Source organism: Priestia sp. FSL P4-0332 (assembly GCF_038005845.1).
In the GTDB taxonomy this organism is placed as follows: Bacteria; Bacillota; Bacilli; order Bacillales; family Bacillaceae_H; genus Priestia.
Window position 1 is genome coordinate 424,174 of the sequence record NZ_JBBOUA010000001.1, and the last position, 25,827, is coordinate 450,000.

The window sequence follows — 25,827 nt, forward strand, 5'->3', positions numbered from 1 at the left end:
TTCAACTCGTTCGGATTTTTCTTCAACTAAAATACTTTTGGCTCAGCCTCTGCTTGTTGTTGATAGAAACACTTAATGCAGCGTCTTACGGAAGAATGTGAGGATTCAACGATAATGTGCTGACAATTTTGCTGAACAAATAATAACTTTCTTTCAAGCTGCTTAATTTGTTCTTTAAGCTGTTCTACTTCATTATTGATAGATATTTGAACCACTGTTAACAAACTCTTTAGCTTTTTCTTTCATTCCTTCTTTTCTTACTTCGTGTACATCTTTTTCATTTTCTTGAGCCATGTTACGAATATCTTGAGAAATACGCATCGAACAGAATTTAGGTCCACACATTGAACAGAAATGGGCTGTTTTAGCACCTTCAGCGGGAAGTGTTTCATCGTGATATTCTTTTGCGCGCTCTGGATCTAGTGACAGGTTAAATTGATCATTCCATCTAAACTCAAATCTTGCTTTAGACAGCGCGTTATCGCGTTTTTGTGCTCCTGGATGGCCTTTTGCTAGGTCAGCGGCATGCGCAGCAATTTTATAGGTGATAACGCCTTCTCGAACGTCTTCTTTATTCGGAAGTCCTAAATGTTCTTTTGGCGTTACGTAGCAAAGCATAGCTGTCCCAAACCAGCCAATCATTGCAGCCCCAATACCTGATGTAATATGGTCATAGCCTGGAGCGATGTCGGTTGTAAGCGGTCCAAGAGTATAGAAGGGAGCTTCCTGGCATATTTCCATTTGTTTATCTACGTTTTCTTTGATGAGGTGCATAGGAACATGTCCAGGGCCTTCAATCATAACTTGAACATCGTGTTTCCAAGCAATTTTAGTTAATTCACCAAGCGTTTCTAATTCACCGAACTGTGCCTCATCATTAGCATCTGCAATGGAACCAGGACGTAGCCCATCGCCAAGCGAAATAGAAATATCGTATGCTTTACAGATTTCACAGATTTCTTCAAAGCGAGTATATAAAAAGTTCTCTTCATGATGAGCTAAACACCACTGCGCCAAGATGGATCCTCCGCGTGAAACAATACCTGTCGTACGTTTGGCTGTCAGAGGAATATAGCGTAAAAGAACACCTGCGTGAATAGTAAAGTAATCAACACCTTGTTCTGCTTGTTCAATTAATGTATCGCGATATGCTTCCCACGTTAGATCTTCTGCTACGCCTTTTACTTTTTCAAGCGCTTGGTAAATAGGAACGGTCCCTACAGGAACAGGCGAGTTGCGGATAATCCATTCGCGCGTTGTGTGGATATCCTTTCCTGTTGATAAATCCATAATTGTATCGGCTCCCCAACGCGTTGCCCATGTCATTTTTTCTACTTCATCTTCAATAGCTGAACGAATAGCTGAATTTCCGATATTAGCATTGATTTTCACGTGGAATTTGCGGCCGATAATCATCGGTTCGCTCTCAGGGTGATTGATATTATTAGGGATAATGGCACGCCCTCTTGCTACTTCTTCACGCACGACTTCAGGATCCATCTGTTCACGAATAGCGATAAATTCCATTTCGGGTGTGATGATTCCTTTTTTCGCATAGTGCATTTGCGTTACATTTTGATTTTTTTTCGCGCGCAACGGTAAACGATTAGTGATAAAGCGCTCGTACTGATCTCTTGGATCACCATCATAATACCCGTTATCCTGTGGCTGAACCGTACGGCCTTGATATGTTTCTACATCATTTCGTTCTGCAATCCACTTTTCGCGCAGAGCCGGTAATCCTTTTTGTAAATTAATTTCATAACAGGGATCTGTATAAACACCGCTCGTGTCGTATACACGTACGGGACTATTTTCTTCTTCACCAAAAGATCCTGTAGTAGGAGACTGATGAATTTCACGCATAGGCACTTTAAGGTCTTCTCTGGATCCTTGGACATATACTTTGTGACTGTTTGGAAAAGGCTTTTTCATAGAAACTGATACATTTTGTTTTGACATTACATATTCCTCCGGTTTCGCATAAAGTGTAGCTATACCGAACCATAAAAAAATCGGGTTCTGTGATAGACAGAACCCGATGGAATAGGCGAAAAAAGAATAAACATATACTATTCTTTTCAAGACTACTTCCCTCCGCTGGTATAACCCAAATCAGGTTCAAAGGGTTAAAGAGTTTTATTGCACTCTTCTCTCAGTCTGAGCTATCAGACACCCCTAGTAGAAATAACATTCAAATTATTCAATTTACGGCTTAAGTTTACCATCATTCGGTAAAAAATCAACCCTTAAATAAAAAAAGCTAGACAATTAACGTTGTCTAGCAGCATCGATTGCAATCACAATAGCTGTAATAATATGCATGATAAACCCTAAAAATGGAATCCAAGCAACCAGTGAGGTAACAATCCCTAGTATGTTTCCATAAGCAGATAAACCTCGTCTATTAGCTAAAATGAGCGTGATAGCATGAAGAATAAATCCAATAAAAAGAGGAGTATAACTAAAGCCCATAACAATCCCCGCGCCAATTAAAGGAATTCCCAGCAAGGCTTCATACCCAGCAGTGACCCATTTCATTGTACGTACATTTCCATTCATAGTAAAAAGCCTCCTAAAAAAGATACTACTATATACGAGAAAAGAGAGAAAAAAGTTTCAAATTACTTAGGGGATATGTCGTATAAGCAAGCACTAGTTGATTAAAATGATAGATAACAGTAAAGGAGATGGAAAAAACATAATGATTTAGTCATATTTTCACACTAAAGAAAAATAGTCTAGATGATTCATTTTTAGCTAAGGGCCCGGAATTTATACCGAACATAGTGACTAATTTCTAAAATAAATAAAAGCTGATATCGTGTTTTTTGGTTATAGCATGTAAGGTTTTTATTACAAATTATTAAAGATTCTTATCTTTTTGCAAATACACATTGTATTTCATAGTTTTAACAATTATGATAAAAAAGCAAGTGTCAAAATAGGAAAATAGTTGAGCATGTAAAACGAAGCGATAAGCTTATTAATTTGAAAGAAAGGCAAGGTACATAGCTTTATGTGGGAAATTATTGTAGCAATCATTTTAGGGATTGTAGAAGGTTTAACAGAGTTTGCTCCTGTTTCGTCAACTGGGCATATGATTATTGTGGATGACCTGTGGTTAAATTCAAAAGAATTATTTTCATCTCCAGTAGCTAATACATTTAAAATTGTTATTCAGCTAGGGTCGATCTTAGCAGTAGTTGTTATCTTTAAAGATCGTTTTATTAATTTATTAGGATTAGGAAAAAAACCAGCTGCTCCAATTGGACCGACAAATCGCTTGAATTTAATGCAGGTAATTGTTGGTCTGTTACCCGCAGGAGTGTTAGGACTTTTGTTTGATGATTACATTGATGAACATTTGTTTTCTTTAAATACGGTGCTAATTGGCTTAGTGGTCGGAGCTGTATTAATGATTCTAGCAGATTTGTTTGGACCTAAACGTCCGCGTGTAGAGACGGTGGACCAAATATCTTATGGACAAGCACTGGGTATAGGACTGTTTCAATGTATTGCTCTTTGGCCAGGTTTTTCTCGTTCAGGCTCAACGATTTCAGGAGGGGTTCTTCTTGGAATGAGCCATAAGGCAGCCGCAGATTTTACATTTATTATGGCAGTGCCAATCATGGCAGGAGCAAGTGGACTTTCATTGGTTAAAAACTGGCAGTATTTCACATCAGATGCACTACCGTTTTTTATTGCTGGTTTTATCAGCGCCTTTATTTTTGCGCTGGTATCTATTCGCTTTTTCCTGAAATTAATTAATCGTATCAAATTAGTACCATTTGCACTATATCGAATTGTTTTAGCAGCTATTCTATATTTTGTATTTTTATAAAATAAACACGCGTGTTCTTTAGTCCCTTAAACTTCTAATAGAGACTCAAAGAGCAAGAAAAAGCTATTGCAATGTTGCAATAGCTTTTTTGCATAAATATATATTATCGCCTTTTGAAAGCGTTTTACAAACATGGGTATTGACAAAACGTGTCGAAAAATAGTAAATTAATATTTGTGCAGTATAAAGTTAAGTAAAAGTAAGACTTCTGTTTAGTTTTATTGACTGTAAAAAACGTATGACAACGTATAGATCGTTTTAATTTTATAAAAACTGAATAATAAGCTTAATCGTATAGAGCGGGGGAATCATTATCGGCAGTAAAGCTGCCTTGGGGTGAATCCTTACAAAAGGTAGGAAACTCTCAATTCCGAATCCGACAGTTAACCCCGTTTGCTTTATTGAGAGAAAGAGCCCAAAATAGCGTAAGTAAAAGGCTGTTCTTTCTTAAGAATAGTCTTTTTTTGTTTTTTCAGAAAAGTATATACAAATGTCATACATCTTTGGGGAGGTACATCTATGAAAAAAATTCGTTTTGGTTTGGCTACGCAGATTTTTACCGGTTTAATCCTTGGTGTTCTTGTAGGGGTAATTTGGTTTAACGATCCGCGTGTAGTAACATACCTACAGCCGCTAGGAGACCTATTTTTAAGATTAATTAAGATGATTGTTATTCCAATTGTTATCTCAAGCTTAGTCGTTGGAGTTGCAGGAGCAGGGAGCGGTAAACAGGTCGGAAAGCTCGGCGTTAAAACCATTCTCTATTTTGAAATTATTACGACTTTTGCAATTGTAATCGGTGTATTGGTTGCTAATATTTTTCATCCTGGGCAAGGTGTAGACATTCATTCAGCACAGAAGAGTGATATTTCACAATACGTTGAAACATCCAAACAGCAAGAAGGAAAGTCAGTGGCTGAAACTTTCTTACACATTGTTCCGACAAACTTTTTCCAGTCAATTGTTGAAGGAGACATGCTAGCAATTATCTTCTTTACAGTGTTATTTGCACTTGGAGTAGCGGCAATTGGGGAAAGAGGGAAGCCAGTTGTACAATTCTTCGACGGCGTTTCTCACGCAATGTTTCACGTGGTAAACCTTGTAATGAAAGTGGCTCCAATTGGTGTATTTGCTTTAATTGGTGTAACAGTTTCAAAATTCGGCTTAGATTCACTCCTTTCATTAGGAAAGCTTGTTATCTTAGTTTACTTAGCGTTAATTTTCTTCCTACTTGTTGTATTGGGAGGAATTGCGAAATGGGCAGGAATTAACATCTTCCACTTATTCCGCTATATGAAAGATGAACTGTTGTTAGCATACAGTACATCTAGTTCTGAGACAGTTCTTCCGCGTATCATGGAAAAACTTGAAAAGATGGGCTGTCCAAAAGCTATCGTATCGTTCGTTGTACCAATTGGTTATACATTTAACCTAGATGGTTCCGTTCTTTATCAAGCGATTGCAGCGTTATTCTTAGCGCAGGTGTACGGTATTGATTTAACGATCGTTCAACAGCTGACGCTCATTCTTGTATTGATGGTTACATCTAAAGGAATGGCTGCCGTGCCAGGAACATCATTTGTTGTATTACTGGCTACTCTTGGAACAATCGGCGTTCCGGCAGAAGGATTAGCCTTCATTGCTGGAGTAGACAGAATCATGGATATGGCACGTACGGTTGTTAACTTAGTAGGAAACACACTAGCAGCAATTGTGATGTCTAAATCTGAAGGCAAATTTGACCCTAAAAAAGGTACAGAGGTCATGAGAGCCGGCTAATTTATAAATTAAAAAGCTACTTATTCTATTCAAAAAATTAGAATAAGTAGCTTTTTTCATAATAATTCCTTTATTATTATGGGAATTGACCCTATAATATGTAACATCAGGTATAAAAATATCCAAATTTTATTCTTACATAAAGCAGTCACTGGTTCCTTTCTTTATCAGTAAATATAGAGATAGCTTAGCTAGTAGGGGGATAGTAGAGTATGTGGAAAAAGCGAATATGGGTCATCGCCTCGATAATAATCGTATGTTTGTTAATCCCTTACAGTTTACCAATTGTGTTTGCTTTATTAACAGCATTAGCACTTGAGGGTATTGTTCAGAAATTGCATCAATCTTTTAAAATGAAGAGAGTCTATGCAGTGCTTATGACCTTCATTTTATATGTTGTTTCGCTCATACTTATTGGATTTTTTATTGTTCGGACAATCGTTACGCAAGTGGTTGCTCTTTCAAAAATAGCGCCTTCCTTTGTAAAAGAAATCTATGAAACCGCGATTTATCCAACTATTATTAAGTGGAAATACTATTCAAACGCTCTTCCTACAGAAGTGATTTCTTCTATCGAGCGCACGCTTGAAAAGACCGTAAATTCATTAGATTCTCTATTAAAAAGTACCGTAGAAATCATCATTAGCTTTGCCGCTACTGTTCCTGGGTTTCTATTAGAGTTTCTTATTTATTTAGTAGCGCTTGTATTTATCAGCCTTGAGCTGCCTGCTATTAAAAATAAAATTAAGTCATTTTTAACAGAAGAAACGAAATATAAGCTACAAGTTGTCATCACTCAGCTTATCCAAGCGGGGGTTGGTTTTATTAAGGCACAAATTATCTTAAGTGTCATGACGTTTGTAATGGCTTATGTAGGGCTTTGGCTATTAGATGTTCCGTATACCGCGCTGCTTAGTTTATTAATTGTAATTGTCGATATCTTACCAATCCTTGGGACAGGATCGGTGCTCGTTCCATGGGGAATTTTTGCTCTTACGCAAGGGCATGACTCATTAGCAATCGGCTTATTTATTCTATTTGGAGTCATTACGGTAGTAAGACGTGTAGTAGAACCGAAAGTATTTTCTACAAATATGGGTATTTCGCCTTTGGCTGCACTAGTTAGTTTGTACATTGGATTTAAACTTTTAGGCTTTGTCGGATTATTTTTAGGACCGGCTTTAGTTATTTTATACGATGCTCTTCGTAAAGTAGGTATTATTCAAATTAACTTTAAACTATAAAAGCGCTGGATAAAACTAGCGCTTTTTTTTATTGAAACTTTTGTAGTACGTAATACGTAAAGAGGGAAAGGAAAAAACTATGCCGCGTTGGTTTTTATCTATCAATCGGCTAAATTATAGTTTTGCAGTCTTAGATTTAATGACATGAGGAGGAGAATTTTTGTTAGAGTCGGTTTTACTTTCTTTAATTGAAGCGCTAAAACAGCTCTCTTATTTTGGCGTAATTTTAGCATTAACGTTTGAATTTGTCCCGGCAGAGCTTGTTTTACCTTTAGTAGGGTATTGGGTGTATCAAGGTGATATGAACTTGTATCTGGCTATCCTTGCAGGTACAGTAGGCGGTGTTTGTGGACCGTTGACTCTTTATGCACTGGGACGTTACGGTGGACGACCGCTGGTTTTAAAATATGGAAAATACTTTTTGGTGAAAGAAAAAGAAATTGACGCCGCTGATCGCTTTTTTAATAAGTACGGCAGCGGGGTTGCTTTTTTTGGACGCTTTATTCCAGGAGTGCGCACGGCTATCTCTTTTCCGTGCGGGATGGCAAAAATGAATGTATGGCTGTTTTCTATTTACACATTTGTTGCGATGCTTCCAGTAACGGCTATTTACGTATATTTAGGATATAAGTTAGGACCTAAGTGGAAAGAGGTGGGGCCGATTGTGTCTCAATATATGCAGCCTATTGGAATCGGAATTGTTGTTTTAATTGCATTGTTTTTTATCATTAAATATGTGCGGAATAAACAAGTAGGGCAGAGCTGATAAATCGAGGAAAAGAGTGAGGATATGTCAGAGCATGAGCAGTTAAGAGTAGAGTTACGAAAAATTGAAAAGTGGGAGAAAGACCAAAAAGGACTTTTTTTCTGGGAGCGGCTGGCTCGCTTGCCTTTTTCAGCTTTAGATAAAGTAACGCCAAAGTTCATTCATCAAAAAATAGAAAAATTATTAGATGAAATTGCTAAGTATGTTGATAATGGAGGCCAGTATTTAGCTAATACGTCTGCCACGCTAGAGAAAGCATCAGCTCAATTACAAGAAAAGAAGCAGCTTTCAATAGAGGATATTCAGCATTTATCTCTGCAAGAAATGGATGGATTGGCGGAGTATTTTATTGAAGTCCGAAAAAAGAATGCACAGCTGCAAGGAGCTACAACCGGGGTAGGGGGGATTTTTACACTGGCGATTGATATTCCTTTTGTATTGGGACTTACACTTAAGACACTGCAAGAAGTGGCTGTTTCTTATGGTTACGATCCCACTGAGCAAGAGGAACGCATTTTCATGGTCAAATGCATGCAGTTTTCATCCTCTGATATTGTAGGAAAGCGTGCGATTTTAGAAGAATTAGCAAGCGGCAATCGAACGCAGAGCTTGCAGCAGCTGCAAGGGTGGAGAGAAGTGTTTCTAACCTACAGGGACAACTTGGGATGGAAAAAGCTGTTTCAAATGATTCCTATAGCAGGAATGGTATTTGGAGCGTATATTAACAAACAAGCGATTAGCGATATAGGGGAAGTTGGAATGATGCTTTACCGTAAAAGACGCATTTTGGAAAAGGTCTCACAATCTTAAAAATAAAAAAAGACTGGTACGAAAGCATTTTAGTTGAAGAAAGATCCGAACGAGTTTGATTCTTGGTTGAGAATCAAACTCGTTCGGATTTTTTCATTGGTATAGTAAATGTACCTTTTTGTTCGTGTTTAGATGGGATTGATTTGCTTATATCTGAATTACTTTTTTTCGACATTATTTCTGGGGAAATATGTCGAGGTGTGTTAAGTCTAGTTCCTTAATCAAAATGAAAAGTAGGAATGGTAATAGTATTTTTTCGTCTAACAATCAGTAAATAAATAATTCCGATTACACTCCATACAATACCGATAAATAAGGATGTTTTTTCTAAGTTAAGCCACATAAAAAATAAAAATAAACTGCCGAGTAAAGGCATAAGTACATATGAAATATATCCACTGAGAGATCGTTTGTTTTGATGAATAAAATAATGGATAAAAACCGCTATGTTCACTGAACTGAACGCAATTAAAGCACCAAAATTAATTAAAGAGGTAGCTTTTTCAAGAGACAGACCTAGTGAAATTAAGGAGAGGCCACCAATAATCACCATGTTCCAAACAGGTGTCTTTGTTTTAGGGTGAATATAGCCAAAAATTCTCCGAGGCAGATAACCATCTTTCCCAATTGCATAGAGAAGTCTTGATGCACTCATATGCGAGACAAGTCCAGAAGCAATAGTTGAAGTCAAGGCCGCTGCTACAAAAATAGATTGAAAAAGCTGGCCGCCAATTTTATAAGCAATTTCCGCTGATGCACCTTCTAAATCATGAAACAAAGAGGCTGAAGGGAAAAGAAGCTGAGCAAAGTAAGAAACTGTGATAAATAAGGCGCCTCCCGTACATGCAATAATGAGAATACCTTTAGGAATGGTTTTCTCAGGCTTAAGTGTTTCTTCGGCCATGGTAGTTACAGCATCAAATCCTAAAAAAGAAAAGCATAAAATAGCTGCTCCGTTTAATAACAGAGATATAGAGGCCGATTCACTTATAAACGGTTTAAATGATAGCTCTTGGCCTTGAGTTGTAGCACTTAAAATAATAAAGATAATAGCGACTAAAATTTGAAAAGCAACTAATAGCGTACCAAAAGAAACGGTTAAATGAACGCTAAAAATATTCATTATGGTCATGATGACAACAAAGCTGATAATCCATACGGCCTTTGGAACACCTGGAAACAGAGAGCTTAGGTAAATATTTGTCAAAAGTGCATTGATCATTGGCAGAAATAGATAATCAAGAAGAGCCGTCCATCCTACCAAAAAACCAATGCTTGGATTCAGTACTTGCTGTGCATATGTATAAGAGGAACCAGCTCCCGGAAAAGCTTTTACCATTTTTCCGTAACTAATGGCTGTAAATAAAATAGCAATCAACGTGAATGCATAAGCGCCTGAAACATGTCCATCTGTTGATTCAGTTACAATGCCAAATGTATCAAAAACGGCCATAGGTGCCATGTAGCCTAAGCCTATCACGACGATATGCCATAATTTTAGTTGTTTAAGAAGAGAAGGTTCATGATTCATATTTGTCATCCTTTCTATGTATAATCATTCTTCATTATTTATTATTATACTATATTATTAGGTTTGTCATCTTTTTTTAAAAAAGAAGAGAAAATTGCGCGCTAAGAGATAAAGATCGTTTAATTGATTGCTAGATAAAGCAAAAAAATGCTTTTTTTCACTTTGATTTTTACCATTGAGTCTAGAAAGTATTTTACATAAAATGAAAGAAAGTAAAAAAGCTTCGTTTAGGGTGATCTACTTGTAATAAATACGAAAACAAATTTTTGAATGCGGTTACATTTTTGTCGGTATACAAAGTTAAGAATGATGGTAAAGGAGATGAAGGAAGTGATTGCTACACCCTATATAAACTTGGAGATAAACAAGGAACCAGGTGTGCATGTCGTATTGGATGAAACAAAAAAAGATGGTGTTTATTTTATTAAATTAACGGTCAAGTCGGTTAAAAAAAGAATTCTTCCAAAAATGAAATTAAAATGGAGCGTTCCGTTGTTAGATATCCAACTATATAAATCTTTACAAACTAGTAAGGGCGATGTGAGTGCCTCTTTTGTTCATTGTTTTATGAATAAGAATGGTTCTAACCGCTACACCATTGCATGTTCAGACATACGTCATCCTATTCTGTGTGCCCCCAATTGGAAAGAAATGTGTCTAGATGTAGAAATGACTTTATTTAGTGAAAGCACTTGGTCTCTTCATAGCTATGAAACTGAACTGCGAGTAGACACAAGAATGGTTGAAACAGAAGAGTTATTCAAAGATTTAGCGAAATGGTATGAGAGAAAAGAGATTAATCTAGCATCTGCTTTTGAGCATGCAACGGCAATAGATGAAAAAGGAAATGTCTCGTTAGATATTCGATGGTAAGGAGAGGGATAAAGTGGGAATCTTATTTAATGAACGTACAAAGGAATTTCACCTGCAGGGACGCGATGTAAGTTATATCTTTTCAGTGTTGAGAAACGGGCAGCTCGGTCACTTGTACTATGGAAAAAAGCTTAAGCACCGTTCATCTTTTCAGCATTTTTTACGTGTAGAAACAAGAGGAGCTAGCGCTTCGGTATATGAAGGAGAACTAGCATTTTCTCTTGAAACAATCAAACAAGAGTATCCTTCTTATGGAACAACAGACTTCAGAGAGCCAGCCTATCAACTTCTTCAGCAAAACGGAAGCCGAATCACAAATTTTGAATACGATAACCATAAAATTTACAAAGGCAAGAAGCCATTAAACGGCTTACCTGCTACATATGTAGAAGAAGAGAGTGAAGCCACAAGTGTAGAAGTTGAACTGATTGATAAATTGCTCAATGCATCACTTATTTTAACGTATACCGTTTACGAAGACCGAAATATTATTACGCGTCACGCACGATTTGAGCATAGAGGGGAAGAAGCAGTCGATATTTTGCGTATCATGAGCGGCAGCATTGATTTGCCTACATCAAATTATGAGATGGTTCAGCTTTCCGGTGCGTGGATTCGAGAAAGACACGTGAAAACACGAATGCTTCAGCCTGGTATTCAAAGTATTTCTAGTGCGAGAGGTACAAGCAGCAGTCAGCAAAACCCATTTTTAATTTTAAAGAACCCAGATGCAACTGAACACAGTGGAGAAGCGTATGGTTTTAGTCTTGTATACAGCGGAAACTTTCTTGGACAAGTGGAAGTAGATCATTACAATGTATCAAGAATAACGATGGGCATTCATCCTTTTGATTTTCAGTGGCGACTAGAAAGTGGACAAACTTTTCAATCACCAGAACTAGTACTGGCTTATTCAAATAGCGGGCTAAACGGCCTTAGCCAAGAGTATCACGAGCTTTATCGCAAGCGTCTTGCTAGAGGAAAATGGCGGGATTTGGAGCGGCCAGTTTTAATTAATAACTGGGAAGCGACGTATTTTGATTTTAACGAAGAGAAAATTGTACATATTGCCAAAGAAGCGCAAAAGCTAGGCGTTGAACTTTTTGTATTGGATGACGGCTGGTTCGGTAAACGTAACGATGATACAACTTCTCTTGGAGATTGGTTTGTAGATGAAAATAAGCTTCCGGGCGGTATGAAGTCATTGGCTCAAAAAGTAACGGATTTAGGTATGGACTTTGGGTTATGGTTTGAACCTGAAATGATTTCAAAGCAAAGCAACTTGTATGAAAAGCATCCAGATTGGTTGATTCATGTACCAAATCGTCATCAGTCTCATGGACGAAATCAATATGTACTTGATTTTTCACGAGAAGAAGTAGTGAATTATATCTATGAACGAATGGAAGCTATTTTAAGTGAAGCGCCTATCTCTTATATAAAATGGGATATGAATCGAAATATAACGGAGGTTGGATCTGTTGGGCTGCCCGCGAACCGTCAGTTTGAAGTAGTACATCGCTATATTTTAGGTGTGTATGATTTGTATGAGCGACTAACAAGGAAGTTTCCGGATATTTTATTTGAATCATGTGCAAGCGGGGGCGCTAGATTTGATCCGGGAATGCTTTATTATGCTCCTCAAGCTTGGACGAGCGATAACACGGACGCGATTGAACGTCTAAAAATTCAGTACGGCACGTCTTTTGCCTATCCAATCAGTTCAATGGGAGCACACGTATCAGCTGTACCAAATCATCAAGTACGCAGAGTAACAAGTCTAGAAACAAGAGGAGACGTTGCGTATTTTGGCGCATTTGGTTATGAGTTAGATGTTACGCTGATGACAGAAGATGAAAAAGAAACCGTAAAACAACAAATTCAGTATTATAAAAAACACCGATCTCTTATTCAAAATGGCATATTCTATCGTTTAAAAAGTCCGTTTGAACAAGATGGAAATGTGACGAGCTGGATGGTTGTTTCATCCGATCAAAAACAGGCAATCATCGGTTATTATCAAGTATTAGCTAGACCAAATCCTTCTTACGAACGCATTGAGCTAAAAGGGCTTCAACCTGATTATGAATATACAGTGATGGAAACAGATCAAACAGCTTATGGAGATGAGCTCATGTACGCAGGTATTGCTCTAACTCATGAGTATTCGGGTGTTGAAGCATACGATGAAAAATCTGGAGACTTTGTATCGGTTATTTACACACTGCAAGCGCAATAAGCAAAAAGCCACTTCTATATCATAGAAGTGGCTTTTTGAGTTAACTATTATTTATACAGTGTTGACATAAAAGGAGAAGTAATGGTAACTTTTAGTTATAATTGTTAACTTTATATTTTTTTAGTTTACTAAAGTGGAGGGGAATCGATGGAAACCACAAGTTTAAGAGATTGGAAAGCACTTGCTCAGTCTATTATTAAAGGGAAAGAAATTACATATAACGAAGCGCTTCAACTTCTTCATGTACCGGATGAAGAAGTGTTAGAGGTCATGAATGCCGCGTACTTAATTCGTCATCATCATTATGGAAAAAAAGTAAAGCTTAATATGATTATTAATACTAAATCAGGTTTATGTCCAGAAGACTGTGGATATTGTTCGCAGTCGATTGTATCAGAAGCGCCGATTGATAAGTATGCGTGGTTAACAAAAGAGAAAATTGTAGAAGGTGCTTTTGAAGCTCAAAAAAGAAAAGCAGGTACATATTGTATCGTGGCGTCAGGCCGCCGCCCTACTGATAAAGAAGTAGCGCACGTAGTGGGAGCGGTAAAAGAAATCCGTCAAAAGACAGACTTGAAAATCTGTGCCTGTCTAGGGTTTTTAACAGATGATCAAGCACACGAACTAGTCGAGGCGGGTGTTCATCGCTATAATCATAATTTAAATACTCACGCTGATAACTATGACAATATTTGTTCTACGCATGGCTATGAAGATCGAGTTGATACGGTTACTACATCTAAAAAAGCAGGTTTGTCACCTTGTTCCGGTGCGATTTTTGGAATGGGAGAGACAAATGAACAAGCCGTTGAATTAGCTTTTCAAATTAAAAAGTTAGATGCAGATTCTATTCCATGCAACTTTCTTGTTGCCGTTCCAGGAACGCCTCTAGAAGACAAAAAGGCGTTAAAGCCAATGCAATGCTTAAAGCTGTTAGCGATGATGCGTTTTGTAAATCCAACCAAAGAAATTCGAATTTCAGGAGGCAGAGAAGTCAACCTCAGATCACTTCAGCCGCTTGGTTTGTTTGCTGCAAACTCAATTTTTGTAGGTGATTATTTAACGACTCAAGGTCAAGAACCTACAGCTGACTGGGGTTTAATTGAAGATTTAGGATTTGAAATTGAAGAATGTGCACTGTAAAGCCGTTGAGAAATCAACGGTTTTTTGATTTTTAGGCAATTTACAGGAACTAAACGGTTTTTTTACAAAACTCAACAGCTTCTTTATATTTCCTTCATAAATAACCATTATTATAAAACATGTGAACGATAAGTGAATAGTGACTAAGGTTATGAAATTGAGAAACCACAAAAAACGATAGGTCTATATCAACATCCTATGCGTTTTTTGTGGTTTTTTTATAAATGAAAGGAATGCATCGTTTTGAATAAGGAAGCCGATTTCTTACAACAGCTTGGGCAAGACCGTTTAATTGCATCCATTAAAAGTCCGAAAAATTTAGAGCAATTTTTAGAAACAGAGATCCAGGCCGCTTTTTTATTAACGGGCAACATTAGTGTAATTAAACGCTACGTAGATTTACTCAAACAGCATAATCGAATGGTTTTCTTACACATTGAAAAAATTCCGGGAATTAGCTATGACCGGGAAGGGCTTAAATTTCTTGCTAAGTTTGTAAAGCCTACAGGTATCGTAACCACTAAAAGTTCACTCATTAATTACGCAAAGCAGGAAGGTCTGGTTGCTATTCAGCGGCTGTTTTTAGTGGATACAGACGCAGTAGCACAAGGGTTAAAAACCGTTCAAGATATTAAACCGGATGCATTAGAACTAATGCCAGGATTAATTCCGGAGATGATAGAGAAAATCGTTAAAAAAACAAGTATCCCTATTATTACAGGTGGACTCATTCAAAATGAAAGCCATATCCAAGCTGCTTTAAAAGCTGGGGCTACGGCAGTTTCTACAGGGAAATCATGGCTGTGGAAAAAATAAGAATGAGAGAGAAAGGAGCGTTTTTAATGAAAAAAGTAGAGCTAGTTAACATTGGAAAGTCATACGATCAAAAAACAAATGTCATTCAAGATATTAACGTCACAATTGAACCTGGAGAATTCTTCGTATTAGTAGGTCCTTCAGGATGTGGAAAAAGTACAATGCTGCGAATGATTGCGGGATTAGAAGAAGTCACGCAGGGAGAACTGCTAATTGGAGATGTAAAAGCAAATAAACTGCTTCCAAGTCAGCGCGATCTGTCCATGGTGTTTCAAAACTATGCTTTATATCCGCATTTGACAGTAGAACAAAATATTCTTTTTGGCCTGCATACAAAGAAGATTTCAAAGCAAGAACAGCAAAAGCGCTGCAGGGAAGCAGCAGAGATGCTTGGTTTAAGTGAATATCTAAAGAGAAAGCCTAGACAGCTTTCGGGAGGACAGCGTCAGCGTGTAGCGCTTGCGCGTGCTATTGTTACTCATTCGCCTATTTGCTTGATGGATGAGCCGTTATCAAACTTAGATGCGAAGCTGCGCGCGAAGATGAGGTCAGAAATTCGCCAGATTCAGCGTAAGTTAGGTATTACGATGATTTATGTCACGCACGATCAAACAGAGGCGATGACGATGGCAGATCGAATGATGATTTTAAATGGAGGAAATATTCAACAAATTGGACGTCCGCTTGATATTTACAATGCACCAAAGAACACGTTTGTAGCATCTTTTATAGGTTCTCCCCCTATGAATTTATCAAACGTTTCTATAGAAAATAACTTACTAGTTTTTGAAGATAGAAGAGCTATTTCTATGAGTACACCACACAGTAACCTTAACGGTAAAAAAGAAGTTGTGGTTGGAGTGAGACCTGAGCATATACAGCTTGCGACAAACGATAATACGAGTTTTATTGTGGAAGTAGATAATGTAGAAATTCTAGGCACGGAAACACTGCTTACATTTCATATGGGAGACAAGCAGTGGATGGCTAAGTGGAACGGTCAATGGAATATAAAAGTGGGAGAGCGCGTCCCTATTTTTATCGATCCAAAACATCTGTTTTTATTTGATAACGATACAGGTTCATGCTTGCACTATGAACCATCAACGGAAGATTTAACTGTAAAGGGGGCATTTGTATGAGTGCTGTTACCAAAACAGCAAACTCGCCTGTTTCTGTTTCATCAAATCCAAAAGAAAAGAAGTCAATGCCTAACCTATTGGTAGGATTATCTTACTTGCTGCCATCATTATTGTTATTTGGTGTATTTCTTTTCTACCCAATGATTAAGACCTTATATTTAAGTCTTTTTATTACAGACACACAGGGAAATCCCTTGAAATTTGTAGGATTACAAAATTTCTCATATCTATTTACAGATCCAAACTTTTTACAAAGTATGAAAGCCACTTTTTTATTTGTACTCTACACGGTGCCTATAGGTTTAATTATTGCCTTATTCCTAGCGCTAATCGCAAATGAAAAGCTAAAAGGAATTGGTTTTTTCAGAACAATGTTTTCATCTACGATGGGAATGAGCGTAGCGGCTTCTTCTGTAATTTGGATGTTTATGTATAACCCAACAATCGGTGTTATCAATAAAGTATTAAATCTTGTAGGCATTCATGATGTGCAGTGGTTATTAGATCCTAAGTATGCGCTGATTGCTGTGTCTATCTCTACGATTTGGATGAATATTGGATTTACTTTTTTAATCTTACTTGGCGGTTTGCAAAATATTGATGAAAAGCTGTATGAAAACGCGCGTATTGCTGGAGTTAGCTATTGGTATCAGCTCCGTAAAATTACGCTTCCTATGCTTTCGCCAACGCTGTTTTTTATCATTACCGTTTCTTTTATTAACGCGTTTCAAACGTTTGGACAAATTGACATTTTAACAAAAGGCGGACCTACAGATTCTACGAATGTCATTGTTTATTCAATCTACAAAGATGCATTTGTGAACTATAATGTTGGTTCTGCAAGCGCTCAAGCTACAATCTTGTTTTTCTGTATTCTACTGGTTACGGCTCTTCAATTTAAGCTTGGAGAAAGGAAGGTACATTATCAATGAGCATCACGAGAAAATGGACAACTTACTTGCTGCTCATTGCAGCTACTTTAGTATTGATGTTTCCTATCCTATACGCTTTTTTCATTAGTTTTATGAGTGGAGCGGAAGTGTTGGAAGGAAAGATTTGGCCGTCATCTTTTTCACTTGAAAATTATCGGGATGCTTTTGAAAAAGTTCCGCTGCTTCATTATTTAATTAACAGTTTTGCTGTATCTATCTTCGTCATGGCTGGGCAGCTGTTAGTTTCAAGTTTGGCAGCTTTTGCATTTGTATTTATTAAATTTAAAGGAAGAGATGCTATTTTCTTTCTCTTTATTTCTACGATGATGATTCCATGGGAAGCAACGATGGTTCCTAACTTTTTAACAGCGCAAAAGCTAGGGTGGATTAATAACTATTTAGGATTAACAATTCCTTTTTTCGCCTTAGCATTTGGAACCTTTTTATTGCGCCAACAGTTTAAAACCATTCCGAATGAGTTATATGAAGCTTCTCAAGTCGCAGGGATCAGTCGCTTCCGTTTCTTTTGGAACGTGGTGCTTCCTGTGTCTAAAACAAGCTTAGTTACGCTTGGCGTATATAGCTTTTTAACAACATGGAATATGTATTTATGGCCACTATTAGTGACAAATACAGAGGATGTTCGTACCGTTCAGATTGGTTTAAAACAAATGCAAACACAAGAGATTTCAACTGATTGGGGAGTGGTTATGGCCGCTGTCGTTGTTGTTATCTTACCGACATTATTACTATTATTCCTAGGTCAAAAACGTCTTCAAAAAGGATTAACCCAAGGTGCAATTAAATAGGAGAGTGAATGTGATGAAAAAGATATTGGCTATCGTAACGGCATGCTTGCTAGTTATTCTAGGTGCTTGCTCAAATTCAACTGGTTCTTCGGAAGCGCAAGAAACAAAAAAAACAGCATCAGGTAAAACGGAAGTCGTATTTTGGCACGCTATGAGCGGTGACCTTGAAAAATCACTCAATAAAATTGTCGATGAGTACAATAAATCTCAGGACAAAGTCGAAGTGAAACCTGTTTTCCAAGGAACGTATGAGGAAGCACAAACAAAATTTAATACAGTAGCAGGAACAAAGGATGCACCCGCTATTATGCAAACGTTCGAAGTAGGAACGAAATTCATGATAGACAGCGGTAAGATTCAGCCTGTTCAAAAGTTTATCGATCAAGACCACTATGATACTTCACAGTGGGAGAAGAACATTTCAAGCTATTACCAAGTAGATGGAAAGCAATATTCAATGCCATTTAACTCTTCAACACCTGTTCTTGTTTACAATAAAGATGCTTTTAAAAAAGCAGGGTTAGATCCTGAAAATCCTCCAAAAACGTATGATGAATTAAAGGCAGCTGCAAAGAAGTTAACAGAAAAACAAGGAAATAAAACATCGCAATACGGTTTTTCAATTCTAAATTACGGATGGTTTTTTGAAGAGCTAGTTGCTTCTCAAGGCGGCTTGTATGTAGATCACGAAAACGGCCGTAAAGGTGATGCTGAGAAGGCAGTATTTAATGGAAAAGAAGGACAAAACGCATTTAATTTAATCAATGATATGTATAAAGAAGGTACATTCTACAATGTAGGACAAAACTGGGATGATATGCGCGCAGCATTTCAATCTAAAAAAATTGCAATGTTCCTGGACTCATCAGCAGGTATTAAAACATTAGTAGACAATGCTCCATTTGAAGTAGGCGTATCAGATCTTCCTGTGCCAAAGGAAGAGGATCGCCAAGGAGTAGCTATCGGGGGAGCATCTTTATGGATGTCTAAAGGAATTAGTGATGAAACATCCAAAGCGGCGTGGGACTTCATGAAATATTTAGCAACACCAGAAGTTCAGGCAAAATGGCACGTGGAAAGTGGCTATTTTGCGGTTAATCCTAAAGCATATGATCAAGAAATTGTAAAGAAAGAATGGAAAAAATATCCTCAACTAAAAGTGACGGTTGATCAGCTGCATAAAACTAAATCAACTCCCGCAACACAAGGCGCTTTAATTTCGGTATTTCCGGAATCACGTCAAAAGGTAGTAACAGGAATGGAAAGCCTGTACCAGGGAGTAAAGCCGAAAGAAGCACTTGATCAAGCTGCAAAAGAAACAAATAGAGCATTAGAAGTAGGGAATCAAAAATAACCTATGATTACGAAGCTCGTCTTTCAAGTTATTTTGAGGACGAGCTTTTTATTTAGTGAATAACTAGTTAGGGGAGATGGAAGACAATGAACACTTCAATTAATCTTTATGCGCATCGCGGCTTTAGTGGACGGTATCCTGAAAATACAATGATTGCATTTGAAGAAGCTAGAAAAATGCGGGTTGCAGGTATTGAATTGGATGTACAATTAACAAAAGACGGGGAAATAGTAGTTATTCACGATGAGCGAATTGATAGAACAACGAACGGAATGGGGTATGTTCAAGAGTTTTCATATAAACAGCTTCGTTTATTCGATGCTGGAAGCTGGTATGATTCTCGTTTTTCTAACCAATCAATTCCTGCTTTAATAGAAGTGTTTGAGTGGATGATGGACAAAAAGGCAAAATTGACCCTGAATATTGAATTAAAAAATGACCAAATTTACTATCCAAAACTTGAAGAAAAGGTTCTTCGTCTAATTGATGAGTTTAATTTAGAAGATCAAGTTATTTTGTCATCTTTTAACTATGATAGCTTGGCTAAAGTGAGATCTCTCCATTCATATATACCAACAGGTTTTTTATTTGAAGGGGTGAGCGAAGATGCGATTGGAAAAGCAAAATCGATAGGAGCGCACCTACACTGTGATATGTCGTTTGCTCTTTCTTCATACGGGAAAAAAGCAAAGCAAGAGGGATTAGACTTACGGGTATATACAATTAATGAAATGAATGACTTTTTGAAGCTCCAGCAGGCTTCAGTAAAAGTAGTGATGACAGATTACCCTAACCGTTTTTCCTCTACAATGTTCAAAGGATGACGTAGAAAGAAGCCGGGACAAAAGTACTTGACCCACAGTGAAAAACGAACCCTTGATCAACATGTTTGATTAGTGGTTCGTTTTTTGTTGTGGTGAACGTAAGTTTCATCTGTTTTGTTCCTTCTAGCAGTTGATTGGAGGGCAAGACGAAAATTCCTGCGGAAAAAGCGGAACAGGTGAGACTCCGCAGGAGCGGAAGCGACGAGGAGGCTCAGCGGCCGCTCGCGGAAAGCGAGGTCTTGCATGGAAATCAACTGCGGTGTAACAAGCGGTTCAGCTCATGTATCCCATTTGTTCGTCTTTAGGTTGGATTAAGTTCGTTATGTCTTAATCTTTTTTTGTAAAAAATTTTATTCTATTCTGAATAGTATAAAATTTATATTGTGAAATTGTTTTATAGATGATATATTGAGAATAGATTATAATGTTCCTTATGAAAGCGAATACATGTTGCGTAGCTCCGCAAACGTTCATTTGCCGGTCCCTAGCATCGTCTGTTATCTCTTTTAGGAGGAATAAAAACTCATGTATGATCAAGATACTATCTACATTATTGGAGATGCCAAAGCTCCTCAAAGCAATCCGATTACTAAAAAGTTCAATCAGTATTTTTTAGGGTTGGTAGTTGATAAAACAAATGGGAAAATTGTTGATGTGGAATGCTCAGCGACGATTGAGTTGACCGTTCGATTTGTTCAATCGATTTTTATTGGACGTCACATAAGTGATCCCACCCTTACAGACGAAATTAACAGCCGCTACTTCGGGTCTTCCCAAAAAGCGCTGGTGGTAGCGTTTCATGATGCACAGAAAAAATATCAGCAAATAACAGCTGCTTTGTCTACATAGACCTAGACGAAATCCAGCCTGACGTTTTCAAACGTTGGGCTGGATTTTGTTTTGTATAAAAATATTTTCGTGGAGATGAAGGGGGAAGAATAAATGATTCAAGATGGATTTATGTATGTGAGTGTGTTAACTGCCTTTGCTGCGCTCATGGTAGGGATTGAAAAAAGATTTAAAGCCAATCGATTTTTCAAATTTATCCCGGGTATTGTACTTATTTATATAGGAGCTGCTCTTATGCAAACGGCAGGGTTATTTGGGGATAGCGAATCAAATGTCGCCATGTATACGGGTGTTAAAAATGCACTGCTTCCGGCCATGCTGATGCTTATGCTGTTAAAGTGTGATGTTCGAAGTGTAATTAAACTTGGTCCAAGAATGCTGGGAGGATTCATCGTCGCGGTTTTTAGCATAATGGTAGGTTTTATCCTCGTCTATGCCATCTTTAAGAATTTCTATGTAGAGGATACGTGGAAAGCTTTTGGTGCTTTATCAGGAAGTTGGACCGGAGGATCAGCTAACATGGTTGCTCTCCAAGGGATTTTGGATGTTCCAGAAAATATATTTGGCTACGCTCTTATGATGGATACGATTAACTATGCCGTATGGGTTATGTTTATGTTTTGGCTTGTACCATTTGCATCTAAATTTAATAAATGGACAAAAGCAGACGTCAGCTTTATTGAGAATAGTATAGATGAAGTCGCAGCAACTTCTGAAAGCGAAAAAGAAGGCCCTCAGTTTCAGCATCTTCTTTATTTACTTGGTCTAGGTTTGTTCGTTTCGGCATTTTCTACATTTATCGGAGGGCGTTTGCCTGAAGTGGGAGCGGTTATTAATGCAACGAGCTGGACGATTATGATTGCTTCTGTCGTTGGTCTAGTGCTTGCTGTAACCCCAGCGGCAAAAATTCCAGGTACGCTCGATGTATCAAACGTTATGTTATACATCGTTGTAGCGTTAATTGCTTCTCAATCAGATTTTTCAAATTTAGCTCAGGCTCCTATTTACTTAGTATCTGGTTTTCTCATTATGTTCGTGCACTTAGTGATCATGCTGTTGCTAGCTAAACTATTTAAATATGATTTATTTACGCTCGGAGTAGCAAGTTTAGCTAATATTGGTGGAATGGCGTCTGCTCCAATGCTTGCAGCTGCTTATAACCGTGCACTGATTCCGGTAGGAGTCATTATGGCTCTGATGGGTTCCTTCTTAGGTACTTATTTTGGTATGATGATCGCCAAAATTTTAGGGGCGATTTAAGAATAAACCAAAAATACGTATGAAAGAATATTTGTGCTGAATCGAAAGGAAGCGATTGAAATGATAATTAAAGACATAACTGTAAAGCATCAAACCGTTCCACTGCTCGTTCCGTTTAAAACAGCGCTTCGAACAGCAACAGAGATAGACAGTATAAGTGTAGAGATTCAGTTAGAAAACGGAATAAAAGGAAAAGGAGCGGCTTCGCCAACATATGTTATTACAGGCGATTCTTTAGAAGGCATTCAAGCTGCACTTCAAGGACCTATTAAACTAGCGCTAATAGGGGAGGATATACGTCAGTTTCAAAAACTCTTAAAAAAAATTCAAAGCTGCTGTATTCACAATTCAAGTGCTAAAGCGGCTGCTGATATCGCTTTGCATGATGCTTATACAAAGTTTCTCAACATTCCTTTATATGCTTTCTTGGGCGATAAGCAGCCTATCTCTACGTGTATGACGATAAGTGTTGATACACCTGAGAAAATGGCTGAAGACGCACAAAAAAGTGCAGCGGACGGATTTGACATTTTAAAAGTAAAGGTAGGTTCAATTCCTGAGCTAGACCTTGAGCGTATTAAACATATTCGATCTGTCATTCCGGATCATGTAAAACTTCGTTTGGATGCAAATCAAGGATGGACTCCAAAACAAGCAGTGCAATTAATTAATGAAATGGAAACTCTCAACTTTGGTATTGAATTGGTAGAACAACCTGTCCCTGCTCATGATTGGGAAGGGTTAAAGTTTGTGACTGAACGAGTAAACGTACCCATTATGGCAGATGAGAGTCTATTTTCTGCCAAAGATGCATTAAGGCTTGTAAGCGGGCGGTACGTGGATCTTTTGAATATTAAGTTAATGAAGTGCGGAGGAATTAATGAAGCAAGAAAAATCGCAAGTATTGCTGAGGCGAACGGTGTTGCATGTATGATTGGAAGCATGATGGAACCCTCACTTTCCGTGGGAGCAGCTGCTCATCTGGCAGCCGCTCATCCGAATATCACGTATTTTGACTTAGATGCTCCTCTTTGGCTTTCAACTGAACTGGATGTGTTAAAGTACAGCGGTCAAGAGGTTTTCTTATCAGATCTTCCTGGAATAGGAGAAATCACCGTTCCTATCTCAAAATAAAAGGATAGTAATATAGTAGAAGGAGAGAGACGATGAATATAAAACGTTGGCTTTTGACGGCAACAACAGTTATTTTAGCTACATTTGGGGTCAGTGCAGTTCCTGCTGTTCATGCTTCTGAAGAAAAAGAAACTGCTTATATAGATGTCGCAGCAGCTACTCTGTGGACAGCACCAAACATCTTGCGTGAAGTGGACGCTCCGTCAGCTACTAATCCTGTAGATATGAAAAAGTGGACCACATCGATGAATTTGAAACAGAAGCAGCAGTTATCTAGCGATGGGATGCTTGAGACACAAGCGTTATATGGAAACAAAGTAACGGTTTTAGACGAACAAGGAGACTGGGTCAAAGTAGCTGTAGACGGACAGCCTACTTCTCGAAATGAATTAGGATATCCCGGATGGATGCCTACCAAACAATTAACCTATAGCAAAAGGTACGAACAGTATGCAAAGAAGCCTTTTGTAATGGTGACGGCTCCGACTACTTATTTATATCATTCGCCTTCTTTAAAAAAGAAAGGTATTGAAGTTAGCTATAATACGCGCTTACCTCTTTTGGCAAAATCAAAGAGTGCATATAAAGTATTAAAACCAAATGGAAAGACAGCATGGATTTCTACAAAAGCAGGAAAAATCTACGCGTCTCAAAAAGATATTCCTGTACCAACTGGCACGGAGCTTGTTGAAAGTGGAAAGGCATTTTTAAATCTTCCATATTTATGGGCTGGCATGAGCGGTTTTGGATTTGACTGCTCTGGATTTACGTTTACGATGTACCAATCCCATGGTATTACGATTCCACGTGACTCAGGGCCACAGTCTCGAGCAGGGAAACCAGTAGATATGAACAACCTTCAACCTGGAGACTTATTGTTCTTTGCCTATAACCAAGGAAAAGGAAGCGTCCACCATGTAGCAATGTATGCGGGAGATGGCATGATGATTCATTCGCCGAACTCCGAGCGGACAGTAGAGATTATTCCTTTAAACACGAAGGGATATATTGAAGAGTATGCAGGTGCACGTCGTTATTTACCTTAATCAGTAAGATAAGCAAGAAGCTCTTTTTGTGAAGGGCTTCTTTTTTAATATAGAGTATAGATAAAAAATTAGAAAATTTAGTTTATTTACGTTTAATTACTTCTCAGTAAGGGAAGAAGTTAAATAAGAGAAAAAATCATTTTTCTTCTTGAAACATATTGACTTTATATGCAAAGCGTCATATTATTATAAAGCGTCGTTGAGACATACTAGTAACAACGAAGCTGAAAAAAGAATTTTAAAAAGTTGTTGACATTACGTTGATAACTTGATAAGATAATAAAGTCGCTTAAGAGCGGCGGTTGAACTTTGAAAACTGAACAAAGCGACAAACGTCAACGTTAATTTTTATTTTTTAATTGAGCAAGTCAAACATTTCTTCGGAGAGTTTGATCCTGGCTCAGGATGAACGCTGGCGGCGTGCCTAATACATGCAAGTCGAGCGAACTGATTAGAAGCTTGCTTCTATGACGTTAGCGGCGGACGGGTGAGTAACACGTGGGCAACCTGCCTGTAAGACTGGGATAACTTCGGGAAACCGAAGCTAATACCGGATAGGATCTTCTCCTTCATGGGAGATGATTGAAAGATGGTTTCGGCTATCACTTACAGATGGGCCCGCGGTGCATTAGCTAGTTGGTGAGGTAACGGCTCACCAAGGCAACGATGCATAGCCGACCTGAGAGGGTGATCGGCCACACTGGGACTGAGACACGGCCCAGACTCCTACGGGAGGCAGCAGTAGGGAATCTTCCGCAATGGACGAAAGTCTGACGGAGCAACGCCGCGTGAGTGATGAAGGCTTTCGGGTCGTAAAACTCTGTTGTTAGGGAAGAACAAGTACGAGAGTAACTGCTCGTACCTTGACGGTACCTAACCAGAAAGCCACGGCTAACTACGTGCCAGCAGCCGCGGTAATACGTAGGTGGCAAGCGTTATCCGGAATTATTGGGCGTAAAGCGCGCGCAGGCGGTTTCTTAAGTCTGATGTGAAAGCCCACGGCTCAACCGTGGAGGGTCATTGGAAACTGGGGAACTTGAGTGCAGAAGAGAAAAGCGGAATTCCACGTGTAGCGGTGAAATGCGTAGAGATGTGGAGGAACACCAGTGGCGAAGGCGGCTTTTTGGTCTGTAACTGACGCTGAGGCGCGAAAGCGTGGGGAGCAAACAGGATTAGATACCCTGGTAGTCCACGCCGTAAACGATGAGTGCTAAGTGTTAGAGGGTTTCCGCCCTTTAGTGCTGCAGCTAACGCATTAAGCACTCCGCCTGGGGAGTACGGTCGCAAGACTGAAACTCAAAGGAATTGACGGGGGCCCGCACAAGCGGTGGAGCATGTGGTTTAATTCGAAGCAACGCGAAGAACCTTACCAGGTCTTGACATCCTCTGACAACTCTAGAGATAGAGCGTTCCCCTTCGGGGGACAGAGTGA

The 25,827-nt window shown here is 38.4% G+C and carries 23 protein-coding genes, 1 rRNA gene and 2 riboswitches (1 of these 26 only partly in view); of the genes, 20 read left to right on the plus strand and 4 right to left on the minus strand.

Translation table 11 applies throughout. The features are described from left to right. Positions 1 to 26 precede the first annotated feature (26 nt). The 3 genes from MKY06_RS02300 to MKY06_RS02310 form a co-directional block, all read right to left on the minus strand. Positions 27 to 215, minus strand: coding sequence for a hypothetical protein (locus MKY06_RS02300; protein ID WP_029325275.1), 189 nt, complete (start codon positions 213 to 215; stop codon positions 27 to 29). Then, positions 193 to 1,962: a phosphomethylpyrimidine synthase ThiC gene (gene thiC, locus MKY06_RS02305; protein WP_013055184.1), complete on the minus strand. Its 1,770-nt coding sequence runs from the start codon at positions 1,960 to 1,962 to the stop codon at positions 193 to 195. Before thiC ends, MKY06_RS02300 begins: the two co-directional genes overlap by 23 nt. A 113-nt stretch (positions 1,963 to 2,075) precedes the next feature. Continuing rightward, positions 2,076 to 2,190, minus strand: a riboswitch (TPP riboswitch). Positions 2,191 to 2,271: 81 nt separating this feature from the next. Next, positions 2,272 to 2,562, minus strand: a complete 291-nt coding sequence (locus MKY06_RS02310; protein WP_013055185.1) for a hypothetical protein — start codon at positions 2,560 to 2,562, stop codon at positions 2,272 to 2,274. Between the two features lie 457 nt (positions 2,563 to 3,019). Here MKY06_RS02310 and MKY06_RS02315 point away from each other — a divergent pair, with 457 nt between their 5' ends. From MKY06_RS02315 to MKY06_RS02335, 5 genes are all read left to right on the plus strand, one after another. Continuing rightward, on the plus strand, positions 3,020 to 3,844 hold the full coding sequence (locus MKY06_RS02315) for an undecaprenyl-diphosphate phosphatase (protein ID WP_289910799.1): 825 nt from the start codon (positions 3,020 to 3,022) through the stop codon (positions 3,842 to 3,844). Positions 3,845 to 4,117: 273 nt separating this feature from the next. Continuing rightward, positions 4,118 to 4,257: riboswitch (cyclic di-AMP (ydaO/yuaA leader) on the plus strand. Positions 4,258 to 4,363: 106 nt separating this feature from the next. Next, on the plus strand, positions 4,364 to 5,623 hold the full coding sequence (locus tag MKY06_RS02320; RefSeq protein WP_289910800.1) for a cation:dicarboxylate symporter family transporter: 1,260 nt from the start codon (positions 4,364 to 4,366) through the stop codon (positions 5,621 to 5,623). A gap of 212 nt (positions 5,624 to 5,835) precedes the next feature. Continuing rightward, positions 5,836 to 6,867 carry a sporulation integral membrane protein YtvI gene (gene ytvI, locus MKY06_RS02325; RefSeq protein WP_211079822.1) on the plus strand — a complete coding sequence of 344 codons (1,032 nt, stop codon included), beginning with the start codon at positions 5,836 to 5,838 and terminating at the stop codon, positions 6,865 to 6,867. A gap of 160 nt (positions 6,868 to 7,027) precedes the next feature. After that, a complete protein-coding gene (locus MKY06_RS02330; RefSeq protein ID WP_013055189.1) occupies positions 7,028 to 7,633 on the plus strand; it encodes a DedA family protein in 606 nt (201 codons plus the stop codon). A 24-nt stretch (positions 7,634 to 7,657) separates the two neighbouring features. Further along, on the plus strand, positions 7,658 to 8,443 hold the full coding sequence (locus MKY06_RS02335) for an EcsC family protein (protein ID WP_013055190.1): 786 nt from the start codon (positions 7,658 to 7,660) through the stop codon (positions 8,441 to 8,443). A gap of 217 nt (positions 8,444 to 8,660) precedes the next feature. Here MKY06_RS02335 and MKY06_RS02340 read toward each other — a convergent pair whose 3' ends face one another. Beyond that, positions 8,661 to 9,974, minus strand: coding sequence for an APC family permease (locus tag MKY06_RS02340; protein ID WP_289910808.1), 1,314 nt, complete (start codon positions 9,972 to 9,974; stop codon positions 8,661 to 8,663). A 321-nt stretch (positions 9,975 to 10,295) separates the two neighbouring features. On the opposite strand from MKY06_RS02340, the gene MKY06_RS02345 reads away from it, so the two are divergent. The 15 genes from MKY06_RS02345 to MKY06_RS02415 all read left to right on the plus strand — a co-directional run. Beyond that, complete coding sequence (locus MKY06_RS02345) at positions 10,296 to 10,847, plus strand: hypothetical protein (RefSeq protein WP_244659799.1); 552 nt, start codon at positions 10,296 to 10,298, stop codon at positions 10,845 to 10,847. A gap of 13 nt (positions 10,848 to 10,860) precedes the next feature. Further along, a complete protein-coding gene (locus tag MKY06_RS02350) occupies positions 10,861 to 13,086 on the plus strand; it encodes an alpha-galactosidase (protein ID WP_098287961.1) in 2,226 nt (741 codons plus the stop codon). 147 nt (positions 13,087 to 13,233) lie between these two features. Continuing rightward, complete coding sequence (bioB, locus tag MKY06_RS02355) at positions 13,234 to 14,229, plus strand: biotin synthase BioB (protein ID WP_013055194.1); 996 nt, start codon at positions 13,234 to 13,236, stop codon at positions 14,227 to 14,229. A gap of 243 nt (positions 14,230 to 14,472) precedes the next feature. Beyond that, on the plus strand, positions 14,473 to 15,045 hold the full coding sequence (locus MKY06_RS02360; RefSeq protein WP_013055195.1) for a glycerol-3-phosphate responsive antiterminator: 573 nt from the start codon (positions 14,473 to 14,475) through the stop codon (positions 15,043 to 15,045). 26 nt (positions 15,046 to 15,071) lie between these two features. Next, positions 15,072 to 16,187, plus strand: a complete 1,116-nt coding sequence (locus tag MKY06_RS02365) for an ABC transporter ATP-binding protein (protein WP_098449595.1) — start codon at positions 15,072 to 15,074, stop codon at positions 16,185 to 16,187. After that, positions 16,184 to 17,119 carry a carbohydrate ABC transporter permease gene (locus MKY06_RS02370; RefSeq protein WP_057274174.1) on the plus strand — a complete coding sequence of 312 codons (936 nt, stop codon included), beginning with the start codon at positions 16,184 to 16,186 and terminating at the stop codon, positions 17,117 to 17,119. Before MKY06_RS02365 ends, MKY06_RS02370 begins: the two co-directional genes overlap by 4 nt. Beyond that, positions 17,116 to 17,928, plus strand: a complete 813-nt coding sequence (locus MKY06_RS02375) for a carbohydrate ABC transporter permease (RefSeq protein ID WP_098449596.1) — start codon at positions 17,116 to 17,118, stop codon at positions 17,926 to 17,928. The genes MKY06_RS02370 and MKY06_RS02375 overlap by 4 nt, the downstream gene beginning before the upstream one ends. Before the next feature lie 13 nt (positions 17,929 to 17,941). Then, positions 17,942 to 19,282, plus strand: coding sequence for an ABC transporter substrate-binding protein (locus tag MKY06_RS02380; protein WP_057274176.1), 1,341 nt, complete (start codon positions 17,942 to 17,944; stop codon positions 19,280 to 19,282). Positions 19,283 to 19,368: 86 nt separating this feature from the next. Further along, entirely contained in the window at positions 19,369 to 20,106 is a 738-nt protein-coding gene (locus MKY06_RS02385; protein ID WP_057274177.1) for a glycerophosphodiester phosphodiesterase, read from the plus strand. 130 nt (positions 20,107 to 20,236) lie between these two features. Further along, a complete protein-coding gene (locus tag MKY06_RS02390; RefSeq protein ID WP_255255964.1) occupies positions 20,237 to 20,371 on the plus strand; it encodes a hypothetical protein in 135 nt (44 codons plus the stop codon). 260 nt (positions 20,372 to 20,631) lie between these two features. After that, on the plus strand, positions 20,632 to 20,955 hold the full coding sequence (locus tag MKY06_RS02395) for a DUF3870 domain-containing protein (RefSeq protein ID WP_013055201.1): 324 nt from the start codon (positions 20,632 to 20,634) through the stop codon (positions 20,953 to 20,955). A 93-nt stretch (positions 20,956 to 21,048) separates the two neighbouring features. Next, the gene (locus tag MKY06_RS02400; RefSeq protein ID WP_013055202.1) at positions 21,049 to 22,215 is read left to right on the plus strand and encodes a DUF819 family protein; all 1,167 of its coding nucleotides are present in this window, start codon (positions 21,049 to 21,051) and stop codon (positions 22,213 to 22,215) included. A 60-nt stretch (positions 22,216 to 22,275) separates the two neighbouring features. Next, positions 22,276 to 23,349, plus strand: a complete 1,074-nt coding sequence (locus MKY06_RS02405; RefSeq protein ID WP_013055203.1) for a dipeptide epimerase — start codon at positions 22,276 to 22,278, stop codon at positions 23,347 to 23,349. Positions 23,350 to 23,381: 32 nt separating this feature from the next. Beyond that, on the plus strand, positions 23,382 to 24,395 hold the full coding sequence (locus MKY06_RS02410; protein WP_013055204.1) for a C40 family peptidase: 1,014 nt from the start codon (positions 23,382 to 23,384) through the stop codon (positions 24,393 to 24,395). 377 nt (positions 24,396 to 24,772) lie between these two features. Next, positions 24,773 to 25,827 (plus strand): 16S ribosomal RNA (locus MKY06_RS02415) (it continues 497 nt past the right edge of the window).